This window comes from Mycoplana dimorpha, from assembly GCF_003046475.1.
GTDB classification, from domain to species: domain Bacteria; phylum Pseudomonadota; class Alphaproteobacteria; order Rhizobiales; family Rhizobiaceae; genus Mycoplana; species Mycoplana dimorpha.
Genome location: NZ_PZZZ01000003.1, coordinates 33,015 through 59,249 on the forward strand (window position 1 = coordinate 33,015; position 26,235 = coordinate 59,249).

A 26,235-nucleotide genomic window follows, 5' to 3' on the forward strand; every position below is an offset into this window, starting at 1 on the left:
ATGCTGGTCGGCACCATCCATCTCGCCGACGAGGCAGAGACCATCCGCTTCGGCGAGGACATCGCCCGGGCCATCAGGGCCGGTGACCTGATCGCCCTTTCCGGCGACCTCGGTGCCGGCAAGTCGACCTTTGCGCGGGCGCTGATCCGCGCCGTCGCCGACGACGAGTTCCTTGAGGTGCCGAGCCCGACCTTCACGCTGGTGCAAAGCTATGCGCTGCGTATTCCGATCGCCCATTTTGACCTCTACCGCATTGCCGATTCCGCCGAACTCGACGAACTCGGCCTCGACGAGGCGCTGGAGGGCGGCGTCTGCCTGGTGGAATGGCCGGAGCGGGCCGACGACGCCCTGCCGGCCGAACGCCTGACGCTGCGTTTCCTGCACGAGGCAACCGGACGGCGTGTCGAGATCGACGCTCCCGAGGGGATCGCCGCGCGCGTCCGCCGCACGCTCGATATCCGTGCTTTTCTTGCCGATGCCGGGCTTGCTGACGCGCGCCGGCGGCATCTGACCGGCGACGCATCGGCCCGCGCTTATGAACATATCCATGCCGGCGGCCAGCGCCTCGTGCTGATGGATTCGCCACGCCACCCGCCAGGGCCGATTCTTGCAAACGGCAAGTACTACCAGCAGATCGCCCATATCGCCGAAGACGTCCGTCCCTTTGTCGCCATCGCGGCGCATCTCGGCAGCCGCGGCTTTGCGGCGCCCGTCGTGTTTCATCAGGATCTCGACCGCGGTATCCTCCTGCTCGAGGATCTGGGGCAAGACGGCATCCTCGACAGCCATGGGCGGCCGATCGCCGAGCGGTATCTGGAAAGTGTCGCCGCTCTCGCCAAGTTGCACGGGCAGCCTGCACAGGCGACGATCCCGGTCGGCGACGGTTCCGACTACCATATCCCCGATTTCGATCACGACGCTATGCAGATCGAGGTGAGCCTGCTCACCGACTGGTACCTGCCCTGGAAGGCCGGCAGGAAGACGGATGAAGGCCTGCGCGCCGAGTACCGCGCGATCTGGAGCGCCCTCATCGCAAGGCTCGCCGCGGCGGAAAAGAACCTGCTGTTGCGCGACTTCCACTCGCCCAACATCATCTGGCGGCCAGACGCCACCGACATCGGACGCATCGGCATCATCGACTTCCAGGATGCCATGATCGGTCCCACAGCCTACGACGTGGCCTCGCTGGTGCAGGACGCGCGCGTCGACATTCCGGCTGACCTTTCCGCGCGGATGATGGAGCACTACCTGACGCTGCGTGCCGGCTCGGGCGCCTTCGATCGTGACGCTTTCCTCGAGGCCTGGCACATCATGGCGGCGCAACGGAATTGCAAGCTTGCCGGGATCTGGGTCCGGCTGTTGCAACGCGACGGCAAGCCGGCCTATATGCGGCATATGCCGAGAACCTTGGAAAACCTGCGCATTGCACTCGGTCATCCCAGTCTCGCCCCCTTGCGCGACTGGTGCGGAAAGGCTGGAGTCCTGTCCGACGAATCATAGGACGGATACCATCGATGCAGATCGAGAGTGCCATGGTGCTGGCGGCGGGGCTCGGAACCCGCCTGCGGCCCGTGACGAACACGATGCCGAAGCCGCTGGTGCCGATCGCCGGAAAGCCGATGATCGACTACGGTCTCGACGCCCTTGCCGCCGCCGGCGTACAGCGCGCGGTGGTCAACGTCCATCACTTCGCCGAGCAGATGATCGATCATCTCGCGCGTCGCGACCACCCGCAAATCCTGATCTCCGACGAGACCGCCGCGCTGATGAATTCCGGCGGCGGCCTTGCCAGGGGGCTGAAACTGCTCGGCCCCGACCCGGTCTTCGTCCTTAATGCCGACCTCTTCTGGGTCGGCGAGCGCGAGGGCGAAGAAAGCAACCTGCGCCGTCTCGCCACCTTCTTCGACCCGGCCCGCATGGACATGGCGATGCTCTGCGTCCGGCTCGAACAGACCACGGGCCACAACGGCAAGATAGACTTCTCGATGCAGGGCGGCCGGCTGTCCCGCTACGTGCCCGGTCAAGGCACGCCGGTCGTCTATGCGGGCGCCATGGCAATGCTGCCGGCGCTCCTTGCCGATGCGCCGGACGGGCCCTTCAATCTCAATGTCTACTTCGACCGTTCCATCGCAGCCGGCCGGCTCCACGGACTGATGCTCGACGGCCACTGGATCACGGTCGGCACGCCGGAGGCGATCGCCGCGGCCGAGGCGGTGGTCGGCAAGCAGGCTGGCGCCGCATGAGCGAGCGGACGGCATCGGCCGGGAACGTCTTTTCGATCCGGCTGGGCGCACCGTTCCTGCGGACGCTCGCGGAGGCAATCTGCGACGGCACGGTCATTGACGGGTTCCGCTACGATCCTGCGGACCCGCTCTCGCTCGCCGACCTGACCGTGTACGTTCCGACGCGCCGCTCGGCGCGAACGTTGCGATCCGAGTTCGTCGACCTGCTCGGTGGCTGCTCGGCCATCCTTCCCGTTATTCGCCCGCTCGGCGAAACCGACGACGACAGCGGCTTCTTCGATGAGGCGGCGCCTGCGGCGCTCGACATGGCCGAGCCGCTTGCCGGCCCGGCGCGCCTGCTGGAACTGGCCCGCCTCGTTCTTGCCTGGCGCAACAGCCTTCCGGCGGCGATCACCGCCGTCCATGCCGAAAGCCCGCTCGTGGCACCGGCGAGTCCGGCCGACGCCATCTGGCTCGCCCGCGAACTCGCCGATCTCATCGACGCCATGGAGACCGAGGGATGCGACTGGCGGGCGCTCGACGCGATCGACGCCAGCGACCACGCCCAGTGGTGGCAGCTGACGCTCGCCTTTCTCGGCATTGCCAGCGAATTCTGGCCGCGACGCCTGGAGGAGCTGAACCGCTCGTCCCCCTCGATCCGCCGCAATGCCACCTTGGACGCCGAGGCCCAGCGCTACCGGACCACGGTGTCGACCGGACCCGTGATCATCGCCGGGTCGACCGGCTCCATTCCGGCCACCGCCCGGCTGATAGAGGCGGTGGCGGCGATGCCGAACGGTGCGGTCGTCCTTCCCGGTCTCGATTTTTCGATGTCCGAAGAGGCGTGGCGGCTCATCACGCACGACCCGCAATCGGACCAGCCTTCTCAGGAGGCCGCCAACCGCAGCCACCCGCAATACGGCTTGTGCCGGCTACTCCAACGGCTCGGTCTGGCGCGAAGCGAGATCGTACAGCTTGGTGAGCCGGTACAGGAACTGGTCTCCCGGGGCGGCGTGCTGTCACGGGCGCTGCTGCCGGTACACGCCACCGCCGGCTGGGAAGAGCAAAAGCAGGACCTGAACGCCGACCAGCTTTGCGCGGCCTTCGTCGACGTCGCGCTGGTAGAGGCGGCGAACGAGCGCGAGGAAGCGACGGCGATCGCGATCGCGCTTCGCCTTGCGCTCGAAGCCGACGAGGAGAGCCAGGCGGCGTTGATCACCCCCGACCGCAAGCTTGCGCGGCGCGTCACCGCCGAGCTCTCCCGGTTCGGCATTGACGCCGACGATTCCGCCGGCACGCCGCTGTTGTCGACGCCGCAGGGCGAACTTGTGCGGCTGCTGCTGGAGGCGACACTGCGTCCCGGCGATCCCGTTGCCCTGGTCGCACTGCTGAAGCATCCGCTCGCGCTGTTCGGACTGCCGGCCGAAACGGTGCGTGGCGCCGCGACCGCGCTAGAGCTTCTTGCGCTTCGCGGCGGAACGACGGAGGTTGACATTTCGGCGCTGGAACCGCTGCTCGAGGAGGCGCTGGCCCGTCATGCCGCGGACGTAAAGCCGCCCGCCTGGCGCGAAGCGATCCCAGCTGACGCCGTCGCGCCGGCCCGCGAACTCGCCCGACGTATCGCGGACGCCGTCGAGCCGCTGGCAGGAGCGCTGGTGCGCCACGGCCGCACCGGCCGGCGCTTCACCACGGCGCGCTCCCTTTCCGACTGGGCCGAGCGCACCGGCCGCGCCCTGGAGGCGATCGCCGCCGACGAACGCGGCAATCTGGCCGGGCTCTGGTCGGGCGAAGCGGGCGACGGGCTGGCGTCGCTGCTGAAGGGCGTGATCGAGGCCGAGGGTCAACTGGAGGCGGACGGGGCGCAATGGTGCGACGTGCTCGTGGCGCTCGGCGCCAGCGAAGCGGTCAAGCCGCGCTCCATGCGCCATCCCCGCGTATTCATCTTTGGGGCGCTGGAGGCGCGCCTGCAGGAGGTCGGGACGGTCGTCATCGGCGGCCTGAACGAGGGGACCTGGCCGGGACAGACGACCAACGACGCCTTCCTGTCGCGCGTGATGAAGGCCAACATCGGTCTCGAGCCGCCCGAGCGCCGCATCGGTCAGCTGGCACACGACTTCCAGATGGCCTGCGCGGCGAAAAAGCTGGTGCTGACCCGCGCCATGCGCAGCGGCACTTCACCAACGGTGGCGTCGCGCTGGCTGCAGCGGCTGCTTGCGGTTGGCGGCGAGACGCTCGCCAGCGATCTCAGGCGCCGCGGTTCGGAGCTACTGCATTGGGCCGGCCTGCTCGATCAGGGCCCGCCGCTGCCGGTGACCAGGCGACCGGAACCGCGTCCGCCGGCCGAATTGCAGCCACGCAGCTATTCCTTTAGCGAGGTGGGACGGCTGCGCCGTGACCCCTACGCTGTCTATGCACGGCGAATCCTGCGACTGCATCCGGTGGCACCGTTCAATGTCGATCCGAGTGCTGCCGAGCGCGGCACGCTCTATCACCGGATTGTGGACCGCTTCGTGCGCGAACGGACCAGCGACGGCAGCGATGCCGCGCTTATGGAGCGCATCATCGCGGAAGAATTCGACGTCATGGCGCTGCCGCTGCACGTCGACGCCGTCTGGCGGCCGCGCTTCAAGGCGGTCGCAGACAGCTTTCTGGATTGGGATGAGAAGCGGCGCGCCAGCCTGGAAAAGAGCCTGACCGAAGTGCGTGCCTCGCTCGATCTCAACATACCGGGAATGCGCCTCACAGGGGTTGCCGACCGGATCGACCTGCGCTCGGACGGCCGCGCCGACCTGATCGACTACAAGACCGGCAGTTCGCCGTCCGTCAGCGTCGCACGCGCGCTCCTCGACCCGCAGCTGGCGCTGGAGGCCGCAGCCCTCAAGCGTGGAGCCTTCCGCGACCTGCCGGCGATCGCACCGGCCGACCTGACCTATGTCCGCCTGAAGCCGGGCGAACGCTTCAAGCCGGAAAACGTCAACAACGAATATTCAAAGCCGGCGAAAGACCGCCCGGCCAACTCGGCGGAGGATCTCGCCGACGAGGCGCTCGGGGAACTGGAGAAGCTGCTGACGCAGTTGCTGTCCGGACGCTACGGCTTTGCTTCCCGGGTCATTCCGGCGGCGGAACGGGACTTTGGCGGCGAATACGACCACCTCGCACGGGTTGCGGAATGGTCGACTGCGGAAGCAGCCGAAGGAGACGGCGATGATTAAGGACGACCGGCCCCACGCCGACGATCCCGGCGCCTGGCTGAGCTGGACGAGCCGCAAGCAGGCGGCTGCCTCGGATCCGTCCGGCTCGGCCTGGGTATCGGCCAATGCAGGATCGGGCAAGACGCATGTGCTGACGCAGCGGGTGATTCGGCTGCTTCTGGCCGGCTGCCGCCCCTCGGCCATCCTTTGCCTGACCTACACTAAGGCCGCAGCCTCGGAAATGTCGAACCGCGTGTTCGAGCGCCTCGCCGAGTGGGCGGTGCTGTCGGACGAAGAGCTGGCGGTCCGGGTCGAGCGGATCGAAGGGAAAACCCCGGATCGGCTGAAGCTTCAGGAGGCGCGCCGCCTGTTTGCGCGCGCGCTTGAAACACCGGGCGGGCTGAAAATCCAGACGATCCACGCCTTTTGCGAAGCGCTGCTGCACCAGTTCCCGCTCGAGGCGAACGTTGCTGGCCATTTCTCCGTCCTGGACGACCGCGCCGCAGCGGTGCTCCTGGCCGACGCCCGCCGGTCGCTGCTGACCGCCACCTCGGCGGAGGACGACCCGGCGCTGGCGGAAGCCTTTGCAACCGTTCTCGACATCGCCGACGACACGGGTCTCGAACGGCTGATCGAGGACATCGTCGCCAATCGCGGCGCCATCCGCGCCTTCGTCGAGCAGGCCGCCGGCCATGGCGGTACGGCAGCCTTCCTTCGCGCGAGGCTCGGATTTGCTGCGGATGAGGATGCGGACGCCCTCATCGAGGCGTTCTGGCCGCCGCCCGGCTTCGCGCCGGAGACGTTCGGCCGCTATATCGAGGCGGCGCTCTCCGTCGGCAGCAATACGGTCAAGGCGAATGCACCCATCCTTGCCTCGGTGCCGGAGGAGCGCGAGGCGGAGCGCCGGCGCAGCCTTCTCTGCGGCCTGTTCTTCAACGGTGGCGGCGCGCCTGCCAGCCTCGATCGCGCCTTCCTGTCCAAGGAGGTGAAGGAGCCGGCGTTCGAATCCTTCTTTGCCGACCTGCAAGCCCATGTGATCGCCTGCGAGGACCGGCTCCGGCGCTATCGCATGTTCGAGGCGACGCGCGCCGCCCTGGTCATCGCCGAACGCCTGATCGGGGACTACGAGGACCTGAAGCGCGGCCGCAGCCTGCTGGACTTTGACGACCTGATCGACCGTGCCGCGACGTTGCTGACACGCTCGGACGTTGGCGCCTGGGTCCACTACAAGCTCGACCGGGGCATCGACCATGTGCTCGTCGACGAGGCGCAGGACACGAGCCCGCGCCAATGGGAGATCATCGGGGCGCTGACCGGAGAATTCTTCGCCGGCGCCTCGGCCCGCGCGGCCGCCCGCACCGTCTTTGCCGTCGGCGACGAAAAGCAGTCGATCTATTCCTTCCAGGGTGCACGGCCGGAGCGCTTCGCAGCCGAGGGACGACAAACGGAACGACGCGCCGGCGACGCCGGCGCGTCGTTCCATCCGATCCGGCTGCTGCTGTCCTTCCGCTCCACCCGCGACGTGCTGTCGGCGGTCGATCGGGTCTTTTCCATCGCCGACAATGCGCGCGGGCTTTCACCCGATAACGACCAGATCGTCCACGCCTCCAACCGCGGTCACGAACCGGGCGCCGTCGACGTCTGGGACGTGATCGCGCCGACGGAGACGGTCGACGAAGACGACTGGACGGCACCGTTCGACGCCGTGCCGGAAAAGTCGCCGGTGAACATCCTTGCCCGGCGTATCGCCGGCACGCTTGCCGCCTGGATCGGCAAGGAATCCGTCAGGGAGAAGGGCGTTGTCCGCCCCATGCGGCCGGGCGACGTGATCGTGCTGGTGCGCAAGCGCGACGCCTTCGTCAACGCCCTGACCCGCGCGCTGAAGCAGCAGCACGACATTCCCGTCGCCGGCGCCGACCGGCTGGTGCTGACCGGCCACATCGCCGTTCAGGACCTGATGGCGCTCGGGCGTTTCGTCCTGCTGCCCGAGGACGATCTGTCGCTTGCCGCCCTTTTGAAAAGTCCGCTGTTCGGCATATCGGAGGAGACGCTTCTCGATCTTGCGGCCCGTCGGCCCGAGCGCACGAGCCTGTGGCAGCACCTTCGCATGCTTGGGGCGGAGAACGAGGTGCTGGCGGCGATAGTGAGCCGGCTCGAAACATTTGCAACACTCGCCCGGGACCTGCCGGTCCATGATTTCTATGCCCGCGTGATCGGCAAGCTCGGCGGCCGGGCCGCCTTCCTCGCGCGTCTCGGACGGGAGGCCGGCGAAATCATCGACGAATTCCTGTCGTTCGCGCTGGAGCACGAAGAAAACGGGCTGCCGGGGCTGCAGGCCTTCATTTCGACGCTCGAGTTAGAAGCGCCCACTGTCAAGCGCGAACAGGACAAGGGCCGCGACGAGGTCCGCATCATGACGGTTCACGCCGCAAAGGGCCTCGAGGCGCCCGTCGTCTTCCTCGTGGACGGGGGCGGCGCGCCCTTCACCCACACGCACCTGCCGAAACTGCGGTTCCTGACGGCTGCCGGCGGCGACCCGCTCCCGGCCTGGCTGCCGGCCAAGGCGCTCGGCAATGCCTTGAGCGATGCGGACGCCGAGCGCATCCGCATCCAAGCGGAAGAGGAGTACCGTCGGCTCCTCTACGTGGCGATGACGCGGGCCGCCGACCGGCTGATCGTCTGCGGGTATCGCGGCAAGAGGGAAAGCAAGGGTACCTGGCATGAGATGGTGCGGCTGGGTCTTCGCGACGACCCGCGCTGCAGCGAGGTGTCGTTCACCGCAGGGGAAGAGGAGTGGTCGGGCTGCCGCTGGCGGGAGCCGAATGCTCGGCCCGAGGCGCCCACGGCCGTTGAAGAGCGGCCCGAAGCACCGAGACCAGCTCTGCCGGCGGCACTCGGCCGGGCCGTGCCGCCGCAGCGCCGCCTGCCCCGCCCGCTCAGCCCCTCCGGCGCCGCGGCCGTTATCGACAGCTCGCAATCCGATCTTGTCGTCGGCTCCGCCCTGTTCGCGACCAGGACCGGGACGGGGTCTGGCTCGGCGCGATCGCTCGAGCGTGGGCGCATCCTGCACCGGTTCCTCCAGGTCCTGCCCTCGATGCCCGCAGCGGAGCGCCGGAGTGCCGGGCAGCGCTATCTGGAGCGGGCGACACGGCACTGGTCGGGCCGGGAGCGGGATGCGCTCGTCGCCGCCGCCCTGTCGATCATGGTGGACCCGTCGCTGGCCGCGATCTTTTCGCCCGCCGCCCGTGCCGAGGTGTCGATCATGGGCACGCTGCGCCTGGGCCGTACCGACTATGCGGTATCAGGACGGATCGACCGGATGGTCGTCACCGACGACAGCGTCGAAATCGTCGATTTCAAGACGAACCGGCAGCCGCCTGCTGTCCCCGCAGATATCCCCTCCGAGCACGTCGCGCAGCTTGCGATCTACCGGACGATCCTCGCGCCGCTCTATCTCGGCCGGTCGATTCGCTGTGGCCTGGTCTATACCGAAGCACCGTCGGTATTCTGGCTCGACGAGGCGGCGATTGCCTCCAGCCTTGCCGACCTCGCGACAAAGTGAGATACCGGTCATTGAAATGGGCCGGCCGCCCATCACATGAACTGCAACCGCAATTTCCAAGGAGCAGCCCCCTCATGGCTACCGTGAAAGTCGACAATTCCAATTTCCAGGCCGAAGTTCTCAACGCTGCCGAGCCTGTCGTGGTTGATTTCTGGGCCGAATGGTGCGGACCGTGCAAGATGATCGCCCCGGCGCTGGAGGAGATCTCCGCAGAGCTCGCCGGCAAGGTGAAGGTTGTAAAGCTCAACATCGACGAGAACCCGGAACTCGCCGCCCAGTTCGGCGTGCGTTCGATTCCCACCCTTGCCATGTTCAAGGGCGGCCAGGTCGCCGACATCAAGGTCGGCGCAGCGCCGAAAACGGCGTTGTCGTCCTGGATTTCGTCGGCCGCGGCCTGAGGTCAAACCCTCGATTGCTTACGAAAAAGGCCCGGCATGTCCGGGCCTTTTTTGTTTCACGTGAATCCGAAGCAACCAGCGAAGAAATCAGGTGGGCGGCGTGCCGTTGTCCGCCAGCACATCCCCGACGAGATATAGCGAGCCGCCGATCAGGATACGCGGCGCAACAGTGTCTTCCTCGACGATCCGTCCGATCGCCTGCAAGGCTTCGGCCACCGTCGAGACGGGCGCCGCCGTAAGGCCGGCTTCCATTGCATCGCTTGCCAGCACGGCCGGGTCGATGCCCGCATCCGAGCCGCGGATCGGCACGGTGAAGACCCGCTCGGCAATGCCGCGGAAGGCGTCGAAATAGCCGACCGCGTCCTTGGTGTTGATCATGCCGGTGACGAGAAACAGCGGCCGCGGGTCCCGATCCTCGAAATTGGCCATCGTTTCGGCGATCACCACGCCGGCAGCGGGATTGTGCCCGCCATCCACCCAGATCTCGGAAGATGCGGGGGCCACCTTGGCGAGGGCCCCGACCGGCAGGCGCTGCAGTCGTCCCGGCCATTCCACCGAGGCGAGGCCGCGCTCGATGGCGTGCTCGGTCACCGGAAGGCCGCTCGCCTTGATCGCGCGGATCGCCGCTGCGGCATTTGCGAACTGATGGCGACCGGGAAGCTTCGGGGCCGGCAGGTCGAACAGGCCGAACTCGTCCTGATAAACCATCCGTCCGAATTCTTGGTAGGCCAGATAGTCCTGGCCGTAGACGGTGTAAGGGCAGGACAGGCGCTCGGCCGTTTCCACCAAGACGGCGCGCGCCGCATCCTCCTCCTGATGGCCGATGACGACCGGGGCCCCCCTCTTCATGATGCCGGCCTTCTCGGCGGCGATCAGTTCGACCCGGTCACCCAGATAGGCCTGGTGGTCGAGGGAGATCGGCATTATGACCGAAACAGCGGGCCGCTCGATGACGTTGGTCGCATCGAAGCGGCCGCCGAGCCCGACCTCAATGATCGCAACGTCGGCCGGGTGCTCGGCAAAGAGCAGGAAGGTCACGGCCGTCAGTATCTCGAAGACGGTGATCATCTGGCCGCCGTTGGCATCGGCAACACGGCGCACCGCGTCGGCGAGCACCGGATCGGAAACGAACGCGCCTCGTCCGCCCTTGCGCCCAAGGCGGTAGCGCTCGTGCCAGTTGACGAGGTGCGGCGAGGTGTGGACATGGACCGACAGGCCGGCGGCCTCGAGGATCGCGCGGCTGAAGGCCGTCACCGATCCCTTGCCATTCGTGCCGGCCACATGGATCACCGGCGGCAGGCGCTTATGCGGATCACCGAGGGCGGACAGCAGTCGGCTGATCCGGTCCAGTGAAAGATCGAAGCCCTTGGGATGAAGGGCGAGCAGTTTCTCGATCTCCCGTCCTGCTTCGGTCGTGGCAGCCGCCTCCATCGCCTCCCCCGTCTGCCTGCGTCAGGCGCTTGCGGCAATGGCGACAACGCCGTCTGTCTTGGCAGCTTCGGTCACCGGCTTCTTGGTCAGAATGTTCAGCAGGCGCGCAAGCGTGTCGGGGATGTCATGGCGCTTCACCACCATGTCGATCATGCCGTGCTCCAGCAGATACTCCGACGTCTGGAAGCCTTCCGGCAGCTTCTCGCGGATCGTCTGCTCAATCACCCGCTTTCCGGCAAAGCAAATCTCCGCGCCGGGCTCGGCCAGGTGGATGTCGCCGAGCATGGCATAGGACGCGGTGACGCCGCCGGTCGTGGGATTGGTCAGGACGACGATGTAGGGCAGGCCGGCCTCCTTCAGCATCTCCACGGCGACAGTCGTGCGCGGCAGCTGCATCAAGGACAGAATCCCCTCCTGCATGCGCGCGCCGCCGGAGGCCGGGAACATCACGAGCGGGCATTTCTCTGCAATGGCGCGCTCGAAGGCCCGGATGATCGCCTCGCCTGCGGCAATTCCAAGCGATCCGCCCATGAAATTGAACTCATGGACGACCGCCACCAGCTTCAGGCCACGAACGCGGCCGACGCCAGCCAGGATCGTGTCTTCCTGGTCCGTCTTGATGCGGCTGTCCTTGAGACGGTCGACATATTTCTTCGAATCCCGGAATTTCAGCGGATCCTGTGCCACTTTCGGCTGCGGCAGCGCCTCGTAGACCCCGTCATCGAACAGGTCCTTCAGGCGCGCCTTGGCCGGCATTTTCATGTGATAGCCGGAGGCCGGGATGACCCACTTGTTCTCTTCGAGATCACGATGGAAAACCATTTCACCGGTTTCCGGGCACTTGATCCAGAGGTTCTCCGGAACTTCCCTGCGGCCCAGCATCGAATTGATCTTCGGCCGAACGTAGTTTGTAATCCAGTTCACTGAGGTTACTCCTGAATCTCTCGCCCCAATGTGGGGATTTATTCCGCCGCAGCAAGCCGGGCGCTGCGCACGCCTGATGCCAGGCTGCGCACCAGCGCCTCGACGCCGGCGACGGTCGCTTCGGTGGCGGCGCCTTCAGCCGTCAGGCTGGAGGCGATCTGGTTGACGATCGCGCTGCCGACCACGACGCCGTCCGCCGAGGCGCCGATGGCACGCGCGTGCTCTGCCGTCTTTACGCCGAAGCCGACGCAGACGGGAAGCGGGGTGTGTTCCTTGATGCGCCGCACCGAACCGCCGATGAGCGCAGGATCGGGCAGGGCCGACCCGGTGATGCCGTTCATGGAAACGTAGTAGACGAAGCCCGAGGTGTTTTTCAGCACCTTCGGAAGCCGCTTCGCGTCGGTCGTCGGCGTAGCCAGGCGGATGAAGTTGATCCCCCGCTCGAGTGCCGGAATGCAGAGCTCGTCATCCATTTCCGGCGGCAGGTCGACGACGATCAAGCCGTCGATGCCGGCCTCCAGCGCGTCCGTGAGAAACCTGTCGACACCATAAATATAGATCGGGTTGTAGTAGCCCATCAGCACGATCGGGGTGTTGGCGTCCTCGAGACGGAAGTCGCGGGCCATCTGCAGCGTTTTCGCCAGCGTCTGCCCGCCCTTCAACGAGCGCTGGCCCGCCAGCTGAATTGCCGGTCCGTCGGCCATGGGATCGGAGAACGGCATGCCGAGCTCGATCACGTCCGCGCCAGCCTTCGGCAACGCCTTCATGATGGCGAGCGAGCTGGCATAATCGGGATCGCCGCCCATGAAATACGTCACCAGCGCCGGGCGGCCCTCGGCTGCGAGATTGGCAAAGCGTTTGTCCATGCGCGCGGTCATCTTAAAGCTCCATGCCGAGAATCTTGCCGACGGTGAAGATGTCCTTGTCGCCACGGCCGGAGAGATTCATCAGGATGATTTCGTCCTTGCCCATCTTCGGCGCCCGCTTGATCACCTCGGCGAGCGCGTGGCTCGGCTCGAGCGCCGGGATGATGCCTTCGACGCGGGTCAGCAGCTGGAATGCTTCGAGCGCCTCGTGGTCCATGATCGGAACGTACTCGGCGCGACCGATGTCGTTGAGCCAGGAATGTTCCGGGCCGATGCCCGGATAGTCCAGGCCGGCCGAGATCGAATGGCCTTCTTTGATCTGGCCGTCGCCGTCCTGCAGCAGATAGGTGCGGTTGCCGTGCAGCACGCCCGGCGAGCCGGCCGTGATCGAGGCGCAATGCTCCTCGCCCTCGAGCCCCTTGCCGCCGGCCTCAACGCCGACGATCCTGACGTCCTTGTCATCCAGGAAGGGGTGGAAGATGCCGATGGCATTGGAGCCGCCGCCGACGGCGGCAATGACGACGTCCGGAAGCCGGCCCTCGGCGGCAAGGATCTGCTCGCGTGCTTCACGGCCGATCACCGCCTGGAAGTCGCGCACCATCTCGGGATAGGGGTGCGGCCCTGCGGCGGTGCCGATCAGGTAATACGTGTCGTCGACATTCGTGACCCAGTCGCGCAGCGCCTCGTTCATCGCATCCTTCAGCGTGCCGTGGCCGGCGGTGACCGGCTTGACCTCGGCGCCGAGCAGCTTCATCCGGAAGACGTTGGGGGCCTGACGCTCGACGTCGGTGGCGCCCATGTAGACGACGCAGGGCAGACCGAAGCGCGCCGCGACGGTGGCGGAGGCGACGCCATGCTGGCCGGCGCCGGTCTCGGCGATGATCCGCGTCTTGCCCATGCGCTTGGCAAGCAAGATCTGGCCGATGCAATTGTTGATCTTGTGCGAACCGGTGTGGTTCAGCTCCTCGCGCTTGAAATAGATCTTGGCGCCGCCGAGGTGCTGCGTCAGGCGTTCGGCGAAGTAGAGCGGCGACGGCCTGCCGATGTAATGGGTGCCGAGATCGGCCAGTTCACGCTGGAATTCCGGATCCGTCTTCGCCTCGTTCCACTTCTCCTGCAGGTCCAGGATCAGCGGCATCAGCGTCTCGGCGACGAAGCGGCCGCCGTAGATGCCGAAGCGACCGTCCTCGTCGGGACCGCCGCGAAACGAATTCAGATTGGTTGACTGCTTCACATCGTGCTCCCTGCGGCCGAGGCCCGATCGGTTGCCCGCCGCACCGCCTCGAAGAATTCTTCCATCCGGGTGATATCCTTGACGCCCGGTGCGCTTTCGACCCCGGACGAAACATCGATGCCGGCCGCCCGCGTCATCGCGATCGCCTCGCCGACGTTGTCCTTGTTCAGTCCACCGGAAAGCATGTAATCGACGCCGCCGTCAAGCGCATGCATGAGCGTCCAGTCGAAGGAGACGCCATTGCCGCCGGGCAGATCGGAGCCGGCCGGCGGCTTGGCATCGAACAGGAACCGATCGGCGATGCCAACATAGGCGTCGATCCGGGCAAGGTCGCCCGCCTCGCGGACCGAAAAGGCCTTGATGATCGGGAGGCCGTACATAGCCTTGACCGTCAGCACCCGCTCGGGGCTTTCACTTCCGTGCAGCTGCAGCATGTCCGGCCGCAGAAGCGCGACGATTTCATCGAGATCGTCATTGTCGGCATTGACCGTCACGGCGACCACCTTCGCCCGGCCGCGCGCCAGTTCTGCGAGTTCGGCGGCATCCGCCGGGTCGATGTTGCGCGGGCTCTTTCCGAAAAAGATAAAGCCTACATGGGTGGCGCCGAGATCGAGGGCGCGCTGCACGGCCTCTGCTGTCCTCAGACCGCAGATCTTGACGTCGATGTTCGTTCCGGCACTGGTCTTCATGGCGATGGACCTCGCATGAATTCGTTCAAGAGTCGAGGGTGTCCATCCCGCTCTGGACATCGCATTCAGTCGAAGTCGAGGGCATGCAGCATCGTGCCATTGCGCTTCAACCAATGCTTGGCCTCGTCGACACGCGCGCACAACTCCCCACACAGACTCCAAAAGGCAGGGCCGTGGTTCATTTCGCGCAAATGCGCGACTTCGTGGGCGGCGAGATAGTCTATCACAAAGGGCGGCGCCATGACGATGCGCCAGGAAAAGCTGAGCGCACCGTCCGCGGAGCACGATCCCCAGCGGCTGCGGGTGTCGCGGAGCGTCAGCGATCGGACTTTTCGGCCGACCTTCGCCGCGTGCACGGCGACCCGCTCCTCCAGGTCCCTGCGAGCCTCTTTCTTCAGATAGTCGCTGATGCGCCGCGGCACGTGCTCGGGCAGGCCGCTGACATGGATAACCGCCTCCCCGTCAACCATCAGTGTCTCGGTCAGGCCGCGCAACCTGCCGGTCTCCTCGATGCGATGGGCGACACCGCGGATGAAGATGTGGTTGCCGTGCGACAGCGCACTGCGTGTCGAAAACCGCGCCAGCTTCGTCATCAGCCAAGGATGGTGGCGATCGAGGAAATCGCGGATCTCGCGCTCGGACAGGCCGCTCGGCACCGTCATCCGCAACGCGCGGCCGCCGGGCTCGATCCGAAGCGTCAGGCGCGTCGCCTGGGCGTTGCGACGGATCGTCAAGGGCACGCTCTTGCCGTTCACCTCGACCTGCCTGGTCTCCGGAGAAGATGGCCCGGGGTTCTGGCGAGGTTTGAGGACGGAGCGGAACATCACGCCTTTCACTATCCGATTCGCGCCGGGCTTTGAACACAACAAACCGGCGCCGCGAGGCGCCGGCACAACCGATCGACAGAGCTATCGTTCAAGCACTCGGCATTTCCTGCACCGGGCCACCGTTGCCGGAACGGCGCTCCCGCATGAAGCGATCGAACTCTTCCCTGTCCTTGGCCCTGCGCAGCTCACGCACGTAGGTTTCGAACTCCTCGCGCATCTCGTCGAGCTTGCGGCGCTCTTCCTCGATACGGTTCAGTTCGGCTTCGCGCCATTCGTCGAAGGCGACGTTGCCCGAGCCGAACCCGGGACCGCGGAAACCGCGAAAGCCACGAGAGCGTCCGCGGCAGGAGGCGAAGAAGCCGTCCGCGGCGTCGTTGGCATCTTTCTTGAAGCTCTTCAACCGTTCGCCGAACACGATGTAGGCGAGCATGGCCAGGCCCAGGGGCCAGAAGACCATAAAGCCCAGCACCATCAGCGCGATGGTCGCAGGCGTCCAGTCAGGACGCAAGAATGCAGACTGGTTCATTTGCAATCTTCCTCACATTCGGCGGATCGCCACAATGGCGCCCGATGATTTCGATGTGGTAAGACCGCTATGCTGCTTCAAGGCGCCACCCGGGGGAATCGGACAAGCGCCTGAAAGCTCCGCGAAAATTCGGCTGCCAACTAGGTGGTACGGGCCTTGCCGCGCTTTATGACGCCTTGCACGGCCTTCTCGCCGCGGCCGTGTTCGGCGATGAAGGAAAGGATGCGCGGAGCGATCTCGCGGCGGAATCGGGAGCCGTTGAAGACGCCGTAGTGGCCGACATCCGGCTGCATGTAGTGCATCCGCATGCTCGCGGGGATATTGGTGCAGATCTTCTGCGCCGCTCGGGTCTGTCCAACGCCGGATATGTCGTCGTTCTCGCCCTCGACGGTCAGAAGCGCCACGTTGCGGATTGCCGTCGTGTCGACGCGCCGGCCGCGGTGCATCATCTCACCCTTCGGAAGGGCGTGCTGCATGAACACCGTCTCGACCGTCTGCAGGTAGAACTCGGCGGTCATGTCCATGACCGCGAGATACTCGTCGTAAAAATCGCGGTGCTTTTCGGCCGCATCGCCGTCGTTCTTGACCAGGTGTTCAAAGAACTCGCGGTGTGCCACGAGGTGACGGTCGAGGTTCATCGACATGAAGCCGGAGAGCTGCAGGAACCCCGGGTAGACCATGCGCATGAAGCCCGGCTGCGGCCACGGCACCGGCATGATGACATTGTCGCGGAACCAGTCGATCGGACGCTCCTCCGCAAGCCGGTTGACGGCGGTCGGATTGACGCGTGTATCGATCGGCCCGCCCATCAGCGTCATCGATGACGGGGCGAGCGGATCCCTGTCCTCCTCCATTAGCGAGACGGCCGCCAGCACCGGCACCGCCGGTTGGCAGACGGCGATCACATGCGTGTCCGGGCCGATCGCATGCAGCATCTGGATGACGTAGTCGATGAAATCGTCGAGATCGAAGGACCCTTCCGAGAGCGGCACCATCCGCGCGTCGACCCAGTCGGTTATGTAAATCTCGGCGTGCGGCAGCATCGCTTCCACGGTGCCGCGCAGCAGCGTTGCATAGTGGCCGGACATCGGCGCCACCATGAGGATCTTCGGGTCGCGGCGGTGGGCGGCCGGCAGGCAGCGTTCGAAATGGACGAGATTGCAGAACGGCAACTGCCAGACGATCTTCTCGTGGACGGATACATCTTCGCCGTCGACCACGGTTTCGTGCAGCCCGAATGACGGCTTGCCATAGCGGCGGGTGACGCGCTCGAGTACCTCCAGCCCCGCCGCCATCGTCCTGCCGAGATAGGTGTGGGAGATCGGATTGAGCGGATTGCGATAGGCGAGCCGCATCTGATCGGCGACGGCACGCCACGGCGCCAACATCGCATGATTGAACTCATACAGCTGATAGTACATTCGGGAATCACCTCTCGTGAATTCCAAGGCCACCCGGCCGCCGCGCCGGGCAAGAGGCATTTCTTGGCCTTTTGCAGGTGCTAACACACTATCAGGTTTTCGCTGCAGGGCAACAGAACTGCGCGGCAATGAACGGCGGAAGCGGCGCCGCAGCGGCCGATCGAAAGACGCTCAGCCTGTCCAGCCACCGTCGATGATGTAGGCCTGCCCGGTGGTGTAGGTCGCGCCGGAGAGGTATACGGCGAGGTCGGCGATCTCCTCCGGTGTGCCGATCCGCCCCATCGGCTGGCGGGCGATGAAGGCGGCACGGGCCGCCTCGTAATCACCGCCGGCGCGCATGCGCTCCTGCAACGACGGGCTTTCCACGGTTCCCGGGCAGATGGCGTTGCAGCGGATGCCCTGGCCGACATAGTCGGCCGCGACCGACTTCGTCAGCCCGATCACGGCAGCCTTGGTCACCGAATACGCGAAGCGGTTCGGCACGCCCTTGACGCTGCTCGCCACCGAAGACATGTTGACGATGGCGCCGCCGCCGCGGGCCAGCATGCCTGGCAGCACTGCACGGATGGTGCGCACCATCGACCGGACGTTGAGGTCCCAGGCGAAGTCCAGATCATCGTCATTCAACTCCAGCACCGAGCCACCATGGACGACGCCGGCGCAGTTGAACAGGATGTCGACCGGACCGATTTGGGCGGCGACTTCCGTCACGGCCTTGGCGTCCAGCACGTCCAGCAACCGCGTGGAAATTCCCTCGGCAGCCAGCGTACCGAGCGTTTCGGCGTTGATGTCGGTGGCGATGACGCTCGCGCCGGCCCGCTTGTAGGCCAAGGCCGAGGCGCGGCCGATCCCCTGCCCCGCCGCCGTCACGAGCGCGGTCTTTCCTGTCAGATTTGCAGTCATTCCCTCATCCTTGCCCTTGGATTTCTATTGCTATGCGGCCGCTGTTGGTCAGCGGCTGCTGCGCCGCCGCAACTGGTCGAAATAGACGATCACGATGATCAGCACGCCGGTAATGATGCGCTGCCAGAACGAGTTGACGTTTAGGAGGTTCGCGCCGTTGTTGATGGTGGCGAGGATGAAGGCGCCGATCAGCGGGCCGTGGACCGAACCGATCGCGCCGAACAGGCTGGTGCCGCCGATAACCGAGGAGGCGATCGCCTGCAGTTCCCACCCTTCCGCCTGCGTCGCGTTGCCGATGCCGATGCGGGAGGCGAGCAGGACGCCGACGAAGGCCGCGCAGGTGGCCGACAGGATATAAGCCGTGTAGATCGTGCGGGTGACGTTGACCCCTGACAGGCGCGCCGCCTCGCTGTTGGAACCGACGGCGAAGAGATAACGGCCCCAGCGGCTGAGATGCAGGAAGACGTAGGCCGGCACCGCAATCAGAATGACCATCCAGAAAAGGCTGGGGATGCCGAGAAAATCGGCGCGCGCGAAGTTAGTGAACGCCTCGTTGGTGATCGAAATGGTTGAGCCGTTGGTGATCAGGAGGCCGATGCCGCGCAACGCCGTGAGCGTCGCAAGCGTGATGATGAACGGCGGCAGGCCCATCCGGACAATACCGAAGCCATGAAACGCGCCGATCGCAACGCCCAGAAGCAGCGTCGCCGCAATTGCAATCCAGAGTGGCACTCCGGCCTGCAGCAGCCAAGCCAGGATGACGCTCGAAAAGCCGACGATCGCGCCGACCGACAGGTCGATGCCGGCGGTGATGATGACGAAGGTCTGTCCGACTGCGAGGATCGCCGTCATCGCGCCCTGCCGCAGCAGGTTGGAAATGTTCAGCGGGGTCCAGAAGCTGGCGGTCGCGAAACCGAGTACGATCCAGAGGGCGAGCAGCAGGCCTATCAGGGTCAGACTGAAGAGGACGTTCATCCCGCGCCGTGGTGCGGCTGCGGCGCTTTCCGTCGAAGTGATGGCCATGTGCGTCTCCCTCTTCGCTCTTCCTGTCGCTCAGATGCCGATCGCTTCGGCAAGCACGTCCTCATGGCTGGCGGCATGGAAATCATGGCTGCCGACCAGGTGGCCGGCCCGAAACACATGCAACCGGTCTGCCAGCTCGTAGACCTCCGGCAGGTAGGACGAGATCAGGATAATGCCGGCGCCCGCCTTCAAGAGCTTGGCAAACAGCCGGTAGATCTCCGCCTTCGTTCCGACATCGACCCCGACCGTCGGCTCGTCGAAGATGAAGAGCCGAGCGCCGTGGCTCAGCCACTTGCCGATAACGATCTTCTGCTGGTTGCCGCCCGACATCGACGAGACGAGCACGCGCTGGCTCGGCGTCTTGATGCTGAGGTCGCGGATCTGCTGGTCGGCGTTGCTTGCCGCCTCGGCCCGCCCGATCACCGGGCCGTGGCTCAGCCGCCGGAGGATGGGCAGGTTGATGTTGAGGCCGATCGGCAGATTGAGGCAGAGGCCCTGGTCGCGGCGGCTTTCCGGAGCCAGCGCGATGCCCAGTTCCATGGCGGCCCGCTCGTCCTTGATATCGACCATCCGGCCCATCCAGTGGACCTCGCCCGCCGAAACCGGATGGCGGCCGTAGAGACCCAGCGCAAATTCGCTCCGCCCCGCCCCAATGAGCCCGTATAGACCGACGATCTCGCCGGCCCGCACGGACAGCGAGACATTCTCGAAGCCGGGGCCGGAGAGGCCGCGCGTTTCGAGGATGGTCTCGCCGAAGGCAATCTTCTCCTTGTGGTAGATCTGCTCGATCGAGCGATTGATCATCAGCGCAATCAACTCGTTCTCGTCCGTCTCGGCAATTTTGCGCGTGCCGACATGGGTGCCGTCGCGCAGCACCGAGACCCGGTCGGCGATTTCGAACACCTCCTCCATGCGATGGCTGATGTAGACGATCGTCACGCCCTCGCTCTGCAGGCGACGGATCAGCTTGAACAGCTGCGCCGATTCCTGGCGCGTCAAATAGGCGGTCGGCTCGTCGAAGATCAAAAACTGCGTGCCGCGCATGGCGGCGCGGGCGGTGGCGACGAGCTGCTGCTGGCCGATCGTCAGCGAACCCAGCGGCACGTGCGCCGGCAGGCCGAACCCGAGATCGTCGAGCACGGCCTGCGCCATCTTCTCCATCTGCCGTTTACGCATCAGCCCATTGCGGTTGATCTCGTCGCCAAGGAACAGGTTGGCGGCCACCGTGAGGTGGGGACAGAGCACCACCTCCTGGTGCACGGCGTTGATGCCGCGGGCGATCGCCTCGTTGGGCGTGGCGAGCGCGACCGGATGGCCGCACCAGATTATCTCGCCGGCGGTGCGCGGGATGACGCCGGTCAGGAGCTTGATCAGCGTCGACTTGCCGGCGCCGTTTTCGCCGACGATCGCATGGATCTCTCCCGCCAGGAACGTCATCGTCGCAGGCTTGAGCGCCTGAACGTAGCCGTAATTCTTCTGAAGGCCCTTCAGTTCGAGGATGGGCGCGCCCAACGGAACACGATTTGCCTCGGTCAGCCTGGCGCTGCTGTCGTCGTGGCGATGGGCAACCTGTTCCAGGGTCATGACCTTCCTCCTCGGTGTGGACCCGTTCGTTTCGGCGATGCTCCGGGTCTCCTCCACGCGCCGGCGCAACGACGAAGGGCGGCCGCGCCAGCCATGCCGGCGCGACCGTTACATTCTACTTGATCTTCGGATTGAGCAGCGCGTCGATCTTTGGCTCGTTCATATTGGCCTTGGTGACAAGGTTCGCCCCGGTGTCGACGAAGGTCTCGACCTTTTCGCCCTTGGAGACCGCAAGAGCGGTCTTCACCCCGTCATAGCCCATGCGATAGGGGTCCTGCACGACGAGGCCGGCAAGCGCGCCTTCCTTCAGGAAGCCGACGGTCTTGTCGTCGCTGTCGAAGCCGATCACCTTGATCTTGTCGCCGAGCTTGTTTTCAGCGATCGCCTGGCCGACGCCCTGGGCCATGATCAGGTTCGAGGCGAAGACGCCGACGAGATTGGGGTTGGCGGTGATCAGGTCAGTCATCATGTTGAGACCGGTCGTGGCCTGGCCGTCGGCATACTTGTCGGCAACCACCTTGAAACCCGGATACTTGGTCTTGACCTGGTCGAGGAAGCCCTCGCGCCGCTGGTCGAGCGAGCCGACACCCGGGAGACTGGTGATGATGGCGACCTCGCCTTCTTCCTTGCCGGTCGCTTCCTTGATCGCGGCAGCGAGCCCGTCGGCAGCGATGCGGCCGCCTTGGACGTTATCGGTCGTCAGGAACGAGGTGAATGCCTTGGAATCGGCCGCTGAATCGATGCCGATGATCGGCACGGCTTTTGCGGCCTCGTCGATCGGCTTGCCGAGCGCCTTGAACTCGGTCGGTGCGATCACGACCGCGGCCGGACTGCCCGCGACGGCATTCTCCAGAATGCTGATCTGGCCGTTGATGTCTGATTCCGACTGGGCCCCGAGTTCCGGGACGTTGACGTTGAGGTCCTTGCCGGCCGCGCGAGCGCCGGCCAGAACGATTTGCCAGTAGAATGAGGTCGTATCCTTGACGATGATCGGGATCGTGACAGTCTGGGCGAAGGATGGGAATGGGGCCATCGTCGCTAGCATGGCGGCGCCTGCGAGCGCGGTGAAGGAGCGGCGTGTCACAAGCTTCTTGGCGATGCGCATAACTTCTCCTCTCTGGTGCGTTCTCCTCCGGGAAACCGATCTGCCGAACGCAGGCGGTCGGTCGTTATGGATCAAAATCGAAAGATTGCATTCCTTGTCCTGATGCGCTTCCAGCTGTCTCGCTGAGCGTCCCCGGCTCAACTTGTGTTTGCGTGAACGCAACTGAACCACTCGTTCATGATTTCTGTCAACGTGGATCCATTTGTTGCCCTTCAGGGGATCGCCCAGCCTGGAAGGCCTCATGCGGATGCACGACGCCCTTGCGGAGGATGATGTTACCGTAGAGCCGGTACTCCGTCGTTGCGACGATACAGGCCGCGCGCCTCGCCAGATCGTAGAAGGCGAAGCGTTCGACCGAGTGTACGACGAAACTGCCGGCCAGCCGCGACACGACCTTCTGGAACTCGGCGCAGACCGGCGGCACCGCAGCAGGGTCGTCGACGACCTGCATTCGCCAGGCGGACTCGGGCACGAAGGTGTCGAGCGGCATGTGCGACAGGACGGCCTCGGTCATCGCGATGGCGTCGACACCGTCGGCGCGGATCACCTTCGGGCCCATGGAAGTGGCCGGAAAGTTCGCGTCGGCGATAACGATGTCGTCGCCATGCCCCATCGACCGCAGCGCGTGCAGGAGATCGGGACCGAGCAGGGGATGGATTCCTTTCAACATGCGCTTGCACTCCCGATCTGAATACCTCTACTGCCGCACCGCCTCGCCCATGAGCGGCGGCGCGACGAGACTGAAAGCCTCGGCCTCTGCATAAAGCGTTTCCGGAACCGGCAATCGCATCAACCCGGCGTTGCGGTGCAGGCTCGACGGTTGGGCGGTGCCGAGCAGGACGGAGGCGACGGCGGGGTGCCGCAACGGAAATTGCATTGCGGCCGCCGCAAGAGGCACGCCGCTCTTCCGCGCCAGTCCCTCCAGCGCCCGCACCCGGCCGAGCACGTCATCCGTCGCCGGCATGTAGTCGAAGTGGGCACCGTCGACCGGCCCCGTCGCCAATATGCCGGAATTGAAGACACCGCCGATGACGAGGGAGGTGTTGCGCGCCGTGCAGAGCGGCAACAGCTCCGCGACGGCCGAGCGGTCCAGCAAGGTATACCGGCCGGCAAGCAGGATACAGTCGAGCGGCGCCCGCTTCATCACCTCGAGGCAGACGGGCACTTCGTTGACGCCGAGCCCATAGGCCTTGATGGTGCCTGCAGACTTCAGCTCCTCCAGCGCCTTCAGGCCCGAATCCATCAGCGCCCGGAGATGGAAGGCATTGCGCTCGGCCCCGTGAGTATAGACCCCGATGTCGTGGACGTAGAGGATGTCGATGCGGTTCAGCCCCAGACGAGCATGGCTCAGTTCCAGCGATCGCATGATGCCATCGTAGCTGTAGTCATAGCGCACGTCGAAGGGGAGCGGATCGACGTAACCGTAGTTGGGCACCTGGTCGTCGGCGACGGGAAACATGATCCGCCCGACTTTCGTGGACAGGACCCATTCCTTGCTCGGCTTGTCGCGCAGAAAATCGCCGACGACACGCTCGGCGCGGCCAAAGCCATACCAAGGTGCGGTGTCGAAATAGCGGATCCCCTCGTCCCAGGCCGCCTTCAGGGTGTTGACCGCCGTCTGGCGCGGGCAGGCCCGATAAAGGCCTCCGAGCGGAGCCGTACCGAAGCTGTATTCGGTAACCGCAAGGTCGGTCGTGCCGATGGTCCTCGTGCGCATCCTCCTCCCCGACCGGCCCTCTTGCGCTCACTGCCCCTCGCCTTGCGCCGCAAGCATGCCTTTGTCATTTATCGACAACAGACAGATCAGGGTCAACGGCTATTGTGTGGGCGCTTGTCATGACAGTCGGCCAAGTGCTGCGCTCGTGCCCATGACGCATGGGCACAGAAGATATAGCGCCGACGCGCGAAACGCTGCTGGAGCCGTTTGGGCTAGATACGACGAATGTTCGGCCCGGTGGCCTAGTACCCCCCACCCCGTTTGTTCGAAGACGGGGCTTCACCCAGAAAATCGCGTCGCAATCCGTCCAGTGCCGCCGAAAGGCTGGTGACGTCGGTGCCAATCGCCATGAAATCGGCACCCATGGCGCGGTATTCGTGCGCCTGGTCGAGGGCCAGCGTCATGATTCCGCGCGCCTTGCCGTGCGCATGCGTTCGGGCAAAGGCATCGCTGATCGCTTCCCGCACCGGCCCTGCCGAAGGCCTGCCGAGATAGCCCATGTCCGCTGCGAGATCGGACGGCCCGATGAAGATTCCATCAACTCCTTCCACCGCTGCAATCTCGTCCAGCGCCGCCAGCCCGGCGCGGCTCTCGATCTGGAGCAGAAGACAGATCTCGTCGTCGGCGGTCTCCAGGTAATCCGGGATGCGGTTGAAGTTCGTTGCCCGGCCGAGCGCCGCGCCGACGCCGCGGATGCCGGCCGGCGGATAGCGCACGGCCCGCACCAGCGCGCGTGCCTGCTCGACGGTCTCCACCATCGGAATGAGAAACGTCTGCGCGCCGAGGTCCAGCAGCTGCTTCAGGAGCCAGGCCTCGCCCATCGGCGGCCGGACGATCGGGTGACTTACACTGCCGCGAAGGGCGCCGAGCTGCGCCCCGATCAACGGCACGTCATTCGGTCCGTGCTCACCGTCGATCAGCAGCCAGTCGTAGCCGCTTCCCGCCGCGATCTCGGCGGCATAGGCGCTGCCGAGCGCCACCCACATGCCGAGCTGAAATCGGCCCTCCCGCAGGGCGGCCTTGAAATGGTTCTTCGGGGCGGGCATCGCGCTAATCCTCGGTGCAATGACGTAAAGAAAATGCACCGGCCGGTTCTCCCGGCCGGTGAGGGATCGCTATCGTTCAGGCGATGCCGCCGAGGCAGACATACTTGATCTCGGTGAACTCCTCGATGCCATACTTCGAGCCCTCGCGGCCGAGGCCGGATAGCTTGACGCCGCCGAATGGCGCCTCGGCCGTCGAGATCAGGCCGGTGTTGACCCCGACCATGCCGTATTCCAGCGCTTCGGCGACGCGGAAGACGCGGGCGAGATCCTTCGCATAGAAATAGGAAGCGAGACCGAATTCGGTGTCGTTCGCCTGAGCAATGACGTCGGCCTCGTCCGTGAACCGGAACAGCGGCGCGACCGGGCCGAAGGTCTCCTCGCGGGCAACTGCCATCTCCGGCGTGACGTCGGCAATCACCGTCGCCTCGTAGAAGGTGCCGCCGAGCGCGTGGCGCTTGCCACCCTGGACGACGCGGCCGCCCTTGGCCACGGCATCGGAGACGTGCTCCTCGACCTTTGCGAGCGCGGCGCTGTCGATCAGCGGCCCGAGGATCACGCCCTCGTCGAAGCCGTTGCCGGTCTTGAGCTTGCCGACCGCGGCGGCGAGCTTTTCGGCGAACGCATCATAGATGCCGTCCTGCGCGTAGATCCGGTTGGCACAGACGCAGGTCTGGCCGTTGTTGCGGAACTTCGCGATCAGCGCGCCTTCGACGGCGGCATCGAGATCGGCATCGTCGAAGACGATAAAGGGCGCGTTGCCGCCGAGCTCAAGGCCGAGCTTCTTGATGGTCGGCGCGCTCTGCCGGTAGAGCTCGGCACCGATCTCGGTCGAGCCGGTAAAGGTGAGCTTCCGCACGGTGGGGTTCGCGGTCATCTCCGCGCCGATTGCCGCGGCCGAGCCGGTGATGACGCTGAACAGCCCAGCGGGCAGGCCGGCTCGCTCGGCGAGAAGGGCTATGGCGATCGCCGAGAACGGCGTCTGCGAGGCCGGCTTCAATACCATGGCGCAGCCTGCGGCGAAGGCCGGACCGGCCTTGCGGGTGATCATGGCGTTCGGGAAGTTCCAGGGGGTGATCGCCGCGACGACGCCGATCGGCTGCTTCATGACCAGAATGCGCTTGTCCTTCTGGTGTCCCGGCATGATGTCGCCATAGACACGGCGTGCTTCTTCGGCGAACCACTCGATGAAGCTCGCGCCGTAGGCGATCTCACCCTTGGCTTCGGCGAGCGGCTTGCCCTGCTCCATCGTCAGGATCCGGCCGAGGTCGTCCTGATTGGCCATCATCAGTTCGAACCATTTGCGCAGGACCGTCGAGCGCTCCTTGGCGGTGCGGCCAGCCCAGTCCTTCTGTGCCTTCTCCGCAGCGGCGATCGCTTCCTTCGTTTCGGCGGCGCCGAGCTTAGGCACATAGCCCACCAGTTCGCCGGTGGCCGGATTCTTCACCGCGATCGCGGTTTCAGGGTCTGCCTCTATCCAGCGTCCGCCGACAAGGGCTGCCTGGCGTAAAAGGGTCGGGTCTTTGAGGCTCATGCTGTGGTCTCCTGATGCATATCGTCCGCAGCGTT

The 26,235-nt window shown here is 65.4% G+C and carries 21 protein-coding genes; 5 read left to right on the top strand and 16 right to left on the bottom strand.

Annotated features, from left to right (window positions below):
- The 5 genes from tsaE (at position 1) to trxA (ending at position 9,373) form a co-directional block, all read left to right on the top strand.
- Positions 1-1,500 (top strand): tRNA (adenosine(37)-N6)-threonylcarbamoyltransferase complex ATPase subunit type 1 TsaE, encoded by a 1,500-nt coding sequence (gene tsaE, locus C7449_RS07125; RefSeq protein WP_108002117.1) that lies wholly within the window; start codon positions 1-3, stop codon positions 1,498-1,500.
- A gap of 14 nt (positions 1,501-1,514) precedes the next feature.
- Positions 1,515-2,243 (top strand): nucleotidyltransferase family protein, encoded by a 729-nt coding sequence (locus tag C7449_RS07130; protein ID WP_108002118.1) that lies wholly within the window; start codon positions 1,515-1,517, stop codon positions 2,241-2,243.
- Positions 2,240-5,434, top strand: a complete 3,195-nt coding sequence (addB, locus tag C7449_RS07135) for a double-strand break repair protein AddB (RefSeq protein ID WP_108002119.1) — start codon at positions 2,240-2,242, stop codon at positions 5,432-5,434. The genes C7449_RS07130 and addB overlap by 4 nt, the downstream gene beginning before the upstream one ends.
- Positions 5,427-8,975 (top strand): double-strand break repair helicase AddA, encoded by a 3,549-nt coding sequence (addA, locus tag C7449_RS07140; protein ID WP_108002120.1) that lies wholly within the window; start codon positions 5,427-5,429, stop codon positions 8,973-8,975. The genes addB and addA overlap by 8 nt, the downstream gene beginning before the upstream one ends.
- Positions 8,976-9,049: 74 nt before the next feature.
- Positions 9,050-9,373 carry a thioredoxin gene (gene trxA / locus C7449_RS07145; protein WP_108002121.1) on the top strand — a complete coding sequence of 108 codons (324 nt, stop codon included), beginning with the start codon at positions 9,050-9,052 and terminating at the stop codon, positions 9,371-9,373.
- Between the two features lie 87 nt (positions 9,374-9,460).
- Here trxA and C7449_RS07150 read toward each other — a convergent pair whose 3' ends face one another.
- The 16 genes from C7449_RS07150 to gabD form a co-directional block, all read right to left on the bottom strand.
- On the bottom strand, positions 9,461-10,804 hold the full coding sequence (locus tag C7449_RS07150) for a bifunctional folylpolyglutamate synthase/dihydrofolate synthase (protein WP_108002122.1): 1,344 nt from the start codon (positions 10,802-10,804) through the stop codon (positions 9,461-9,463).
- 21 nt (positions 10,805-10,825) lie between these two features.
- Complete coding sequence (gene accD, locus C7449_RS07155) at positions 10,826-11,728, bottom strand: acetyl-CoA carboxylase, carboxyltransferase subunit beta (protein WP_108002123.1); 903 nt, start codon at positions 11,726-11,728, stop codon at positions 10,826-10,828.
- Positions 11,729-11,766: 38 nt separating this feature from the next.
- Complete coding sequence (gene trpA, locus C7449_RS07160; RefSeq protein WP_108002124.1) at positions 11,767-12,606, bottom strand: tryptophan synthase subunit alpha; 840 nt, start codon at positions 12,604-12,606, stop codon at positions 11,767-11,769.
- Position 12,607: 1 nt separating this feature from the next.
- On the bottom strand, positions 12,608-13,828 hold the full coding sequence (gene trpB / locus C7449_RS07165; RefSeq protein ID WP_108002125.1) for a tryptophan synthase subunit beta: 1,221 nt from the start codon (positions 13,826-13,828) through the stop codon (positions 12,608-12,610).
- Complete coding sequence (locus tag C7449_RS07170) at positions 13,825-14,517, bottom strand: phosphoribosylanthranilate isomerase (RefSeq protein ID WP_108002126.1); 693 nt, start codon at positions 14,515-14,517, stop codon at positions 13,825-13,827. Before C7449_RS07170 ends, trpB begins: the two co-directional genes overlap by 4 nt.
- Positions 14,518-14,582: 65 nt before the next feature.
- Positions 14,583-15,341 (bottom strand): M48 family metallopeptidase, encoded by a 759-nt coding sequence (locus tag C7449_RS07175; protein ID WP_108002127.1) that lies wholly within the window; start codon positions 15,339-15,341, stop codon positions 14,583-14,585.
- A 91-nt stretch (positions 15,342-15,432) separates the two neighbouring features.
- Entirely contained in the window at positions 15,433-15,870 is a 438-nt protein-coding gene (locus tag C7449_RS07180) for a DUF2852 domain-containing protein (protein ID WP_108002128.1), read from the bottom strand.
- A gap of 140 nt (positions 15,871-16,010) precedes the next feature.
- Positions 16,011-17,291, bottom strand: coding sequence for a polyhydroxyalkanoate depolymerase (locus C7449_RS07185; RefSeq protein ID WP_108002129.1), 1,281 nt, complete (start codon positions 17,289-17,291; stop codon positions 16,011-16,013).
- A 171-nt stretch (positions 17,292-17,462) separates the two neighbouring features.
- Positions 17,463-18,194 carry an SDR family oxidoreductase gene (locus tag C7449_RS07190; protein WP_108002130.1) on the bottom strand — a complete coding sequence of 244 codons (732 nt, stop codon included), beginning with the start codon at positions 18,192-18,194 and terminating at the stop codon, positions 17,463-17,465.
- Positions 18,195-18,242: 48 nt separating this feature from the next.
- On the bottom strand, positions 18,243-19,217 hold the full coding sequence (locus C7449_RS07195) for an ABC transporter permease (RefSeq protein ID WP_108002131.1): 975 nt from the start codon (positions 19,215-19,217) through the stop codon (positions 18,243-18,245).
- 30 nt (positions 19,218-19,247) lie between these two features.
- Positions 19,248-20,801: a sugar ABC transporter ATP-binding protein gene (locus C7449_RS07200; RefSeq protein ID WP_108002132.1), complete on the bottom strand. Its 1,554-nt coding sequence runs from the start codon at positions 20,799-20,801 to the stop codon at positions 19,248-19,250.
- Between the two features lie 115 nt (positions 20,802-20,916).
- Entirely contained in the window at positions 20,917-21,906 is a 990-nt protein-coding gene (locus C7449_RS07205) for an ABC transporter substrate-binding protein (RefSeq protein WP_108002133.1), read from the bottom strand.
- A 187-nt stretch (positions 21,907-22,093) separates the two neighbouring features.
- Complete coding sequence (locus tag C7449_RS07210; RefSeq protein ID WP_108002134.1) at positions 22,094-22,576, bottom strand: RbsD/FucU family protein; 483 nt, start codon at positions 22,574-22,576, stop codon at positions 22,094-22,096.
- A gap of 27 nt (positions 22,577-22,603) precedes the next feature.
- Positions 22,604-23,623, bottom strand: a complete 1,020-nt coding sequence (locus tag C7449_RS07215; RefSeq protein ID WP_108002135.1) for an aldo/keto reductase — start codon at positions 23,621-23,623, stop codon at positions 22,604-22,606.
- Positions 23,624-23,865: 242 nt separating this feature from the next.
- The gene (locus C7449_RS07220) at positions 23,866-24,669 is read right to left on the bottom strand and encodes an aldolase/citrate lyase family protein (RefSeq protein ID WP_108002136.1); all 804 of its coding nucleotides are present in this window, start codon (positions 24,667-24,669) and stop codon (positions 23,866-23,868) included.
- A 76-nt stretch (positions 24,670-24,745) separates the two neighbouring features.
- Positions 24,746-26,200 carry an NADP-dependent succinate-semialdehyde dehydrogenase gene (gabD, locus tag C7449_RS07225; RefSeq protein WP_108002137.1) on the bottom strand — a complete coding sequence of 485 codons (1,455 nt, stop codon included), beginning with the start codon at positions 26,198-26,200 and terminating at the stop codon, positions 24,746-24,748.
- Positions 26,201-26,235: the final 35 nt, after the last annotated feature.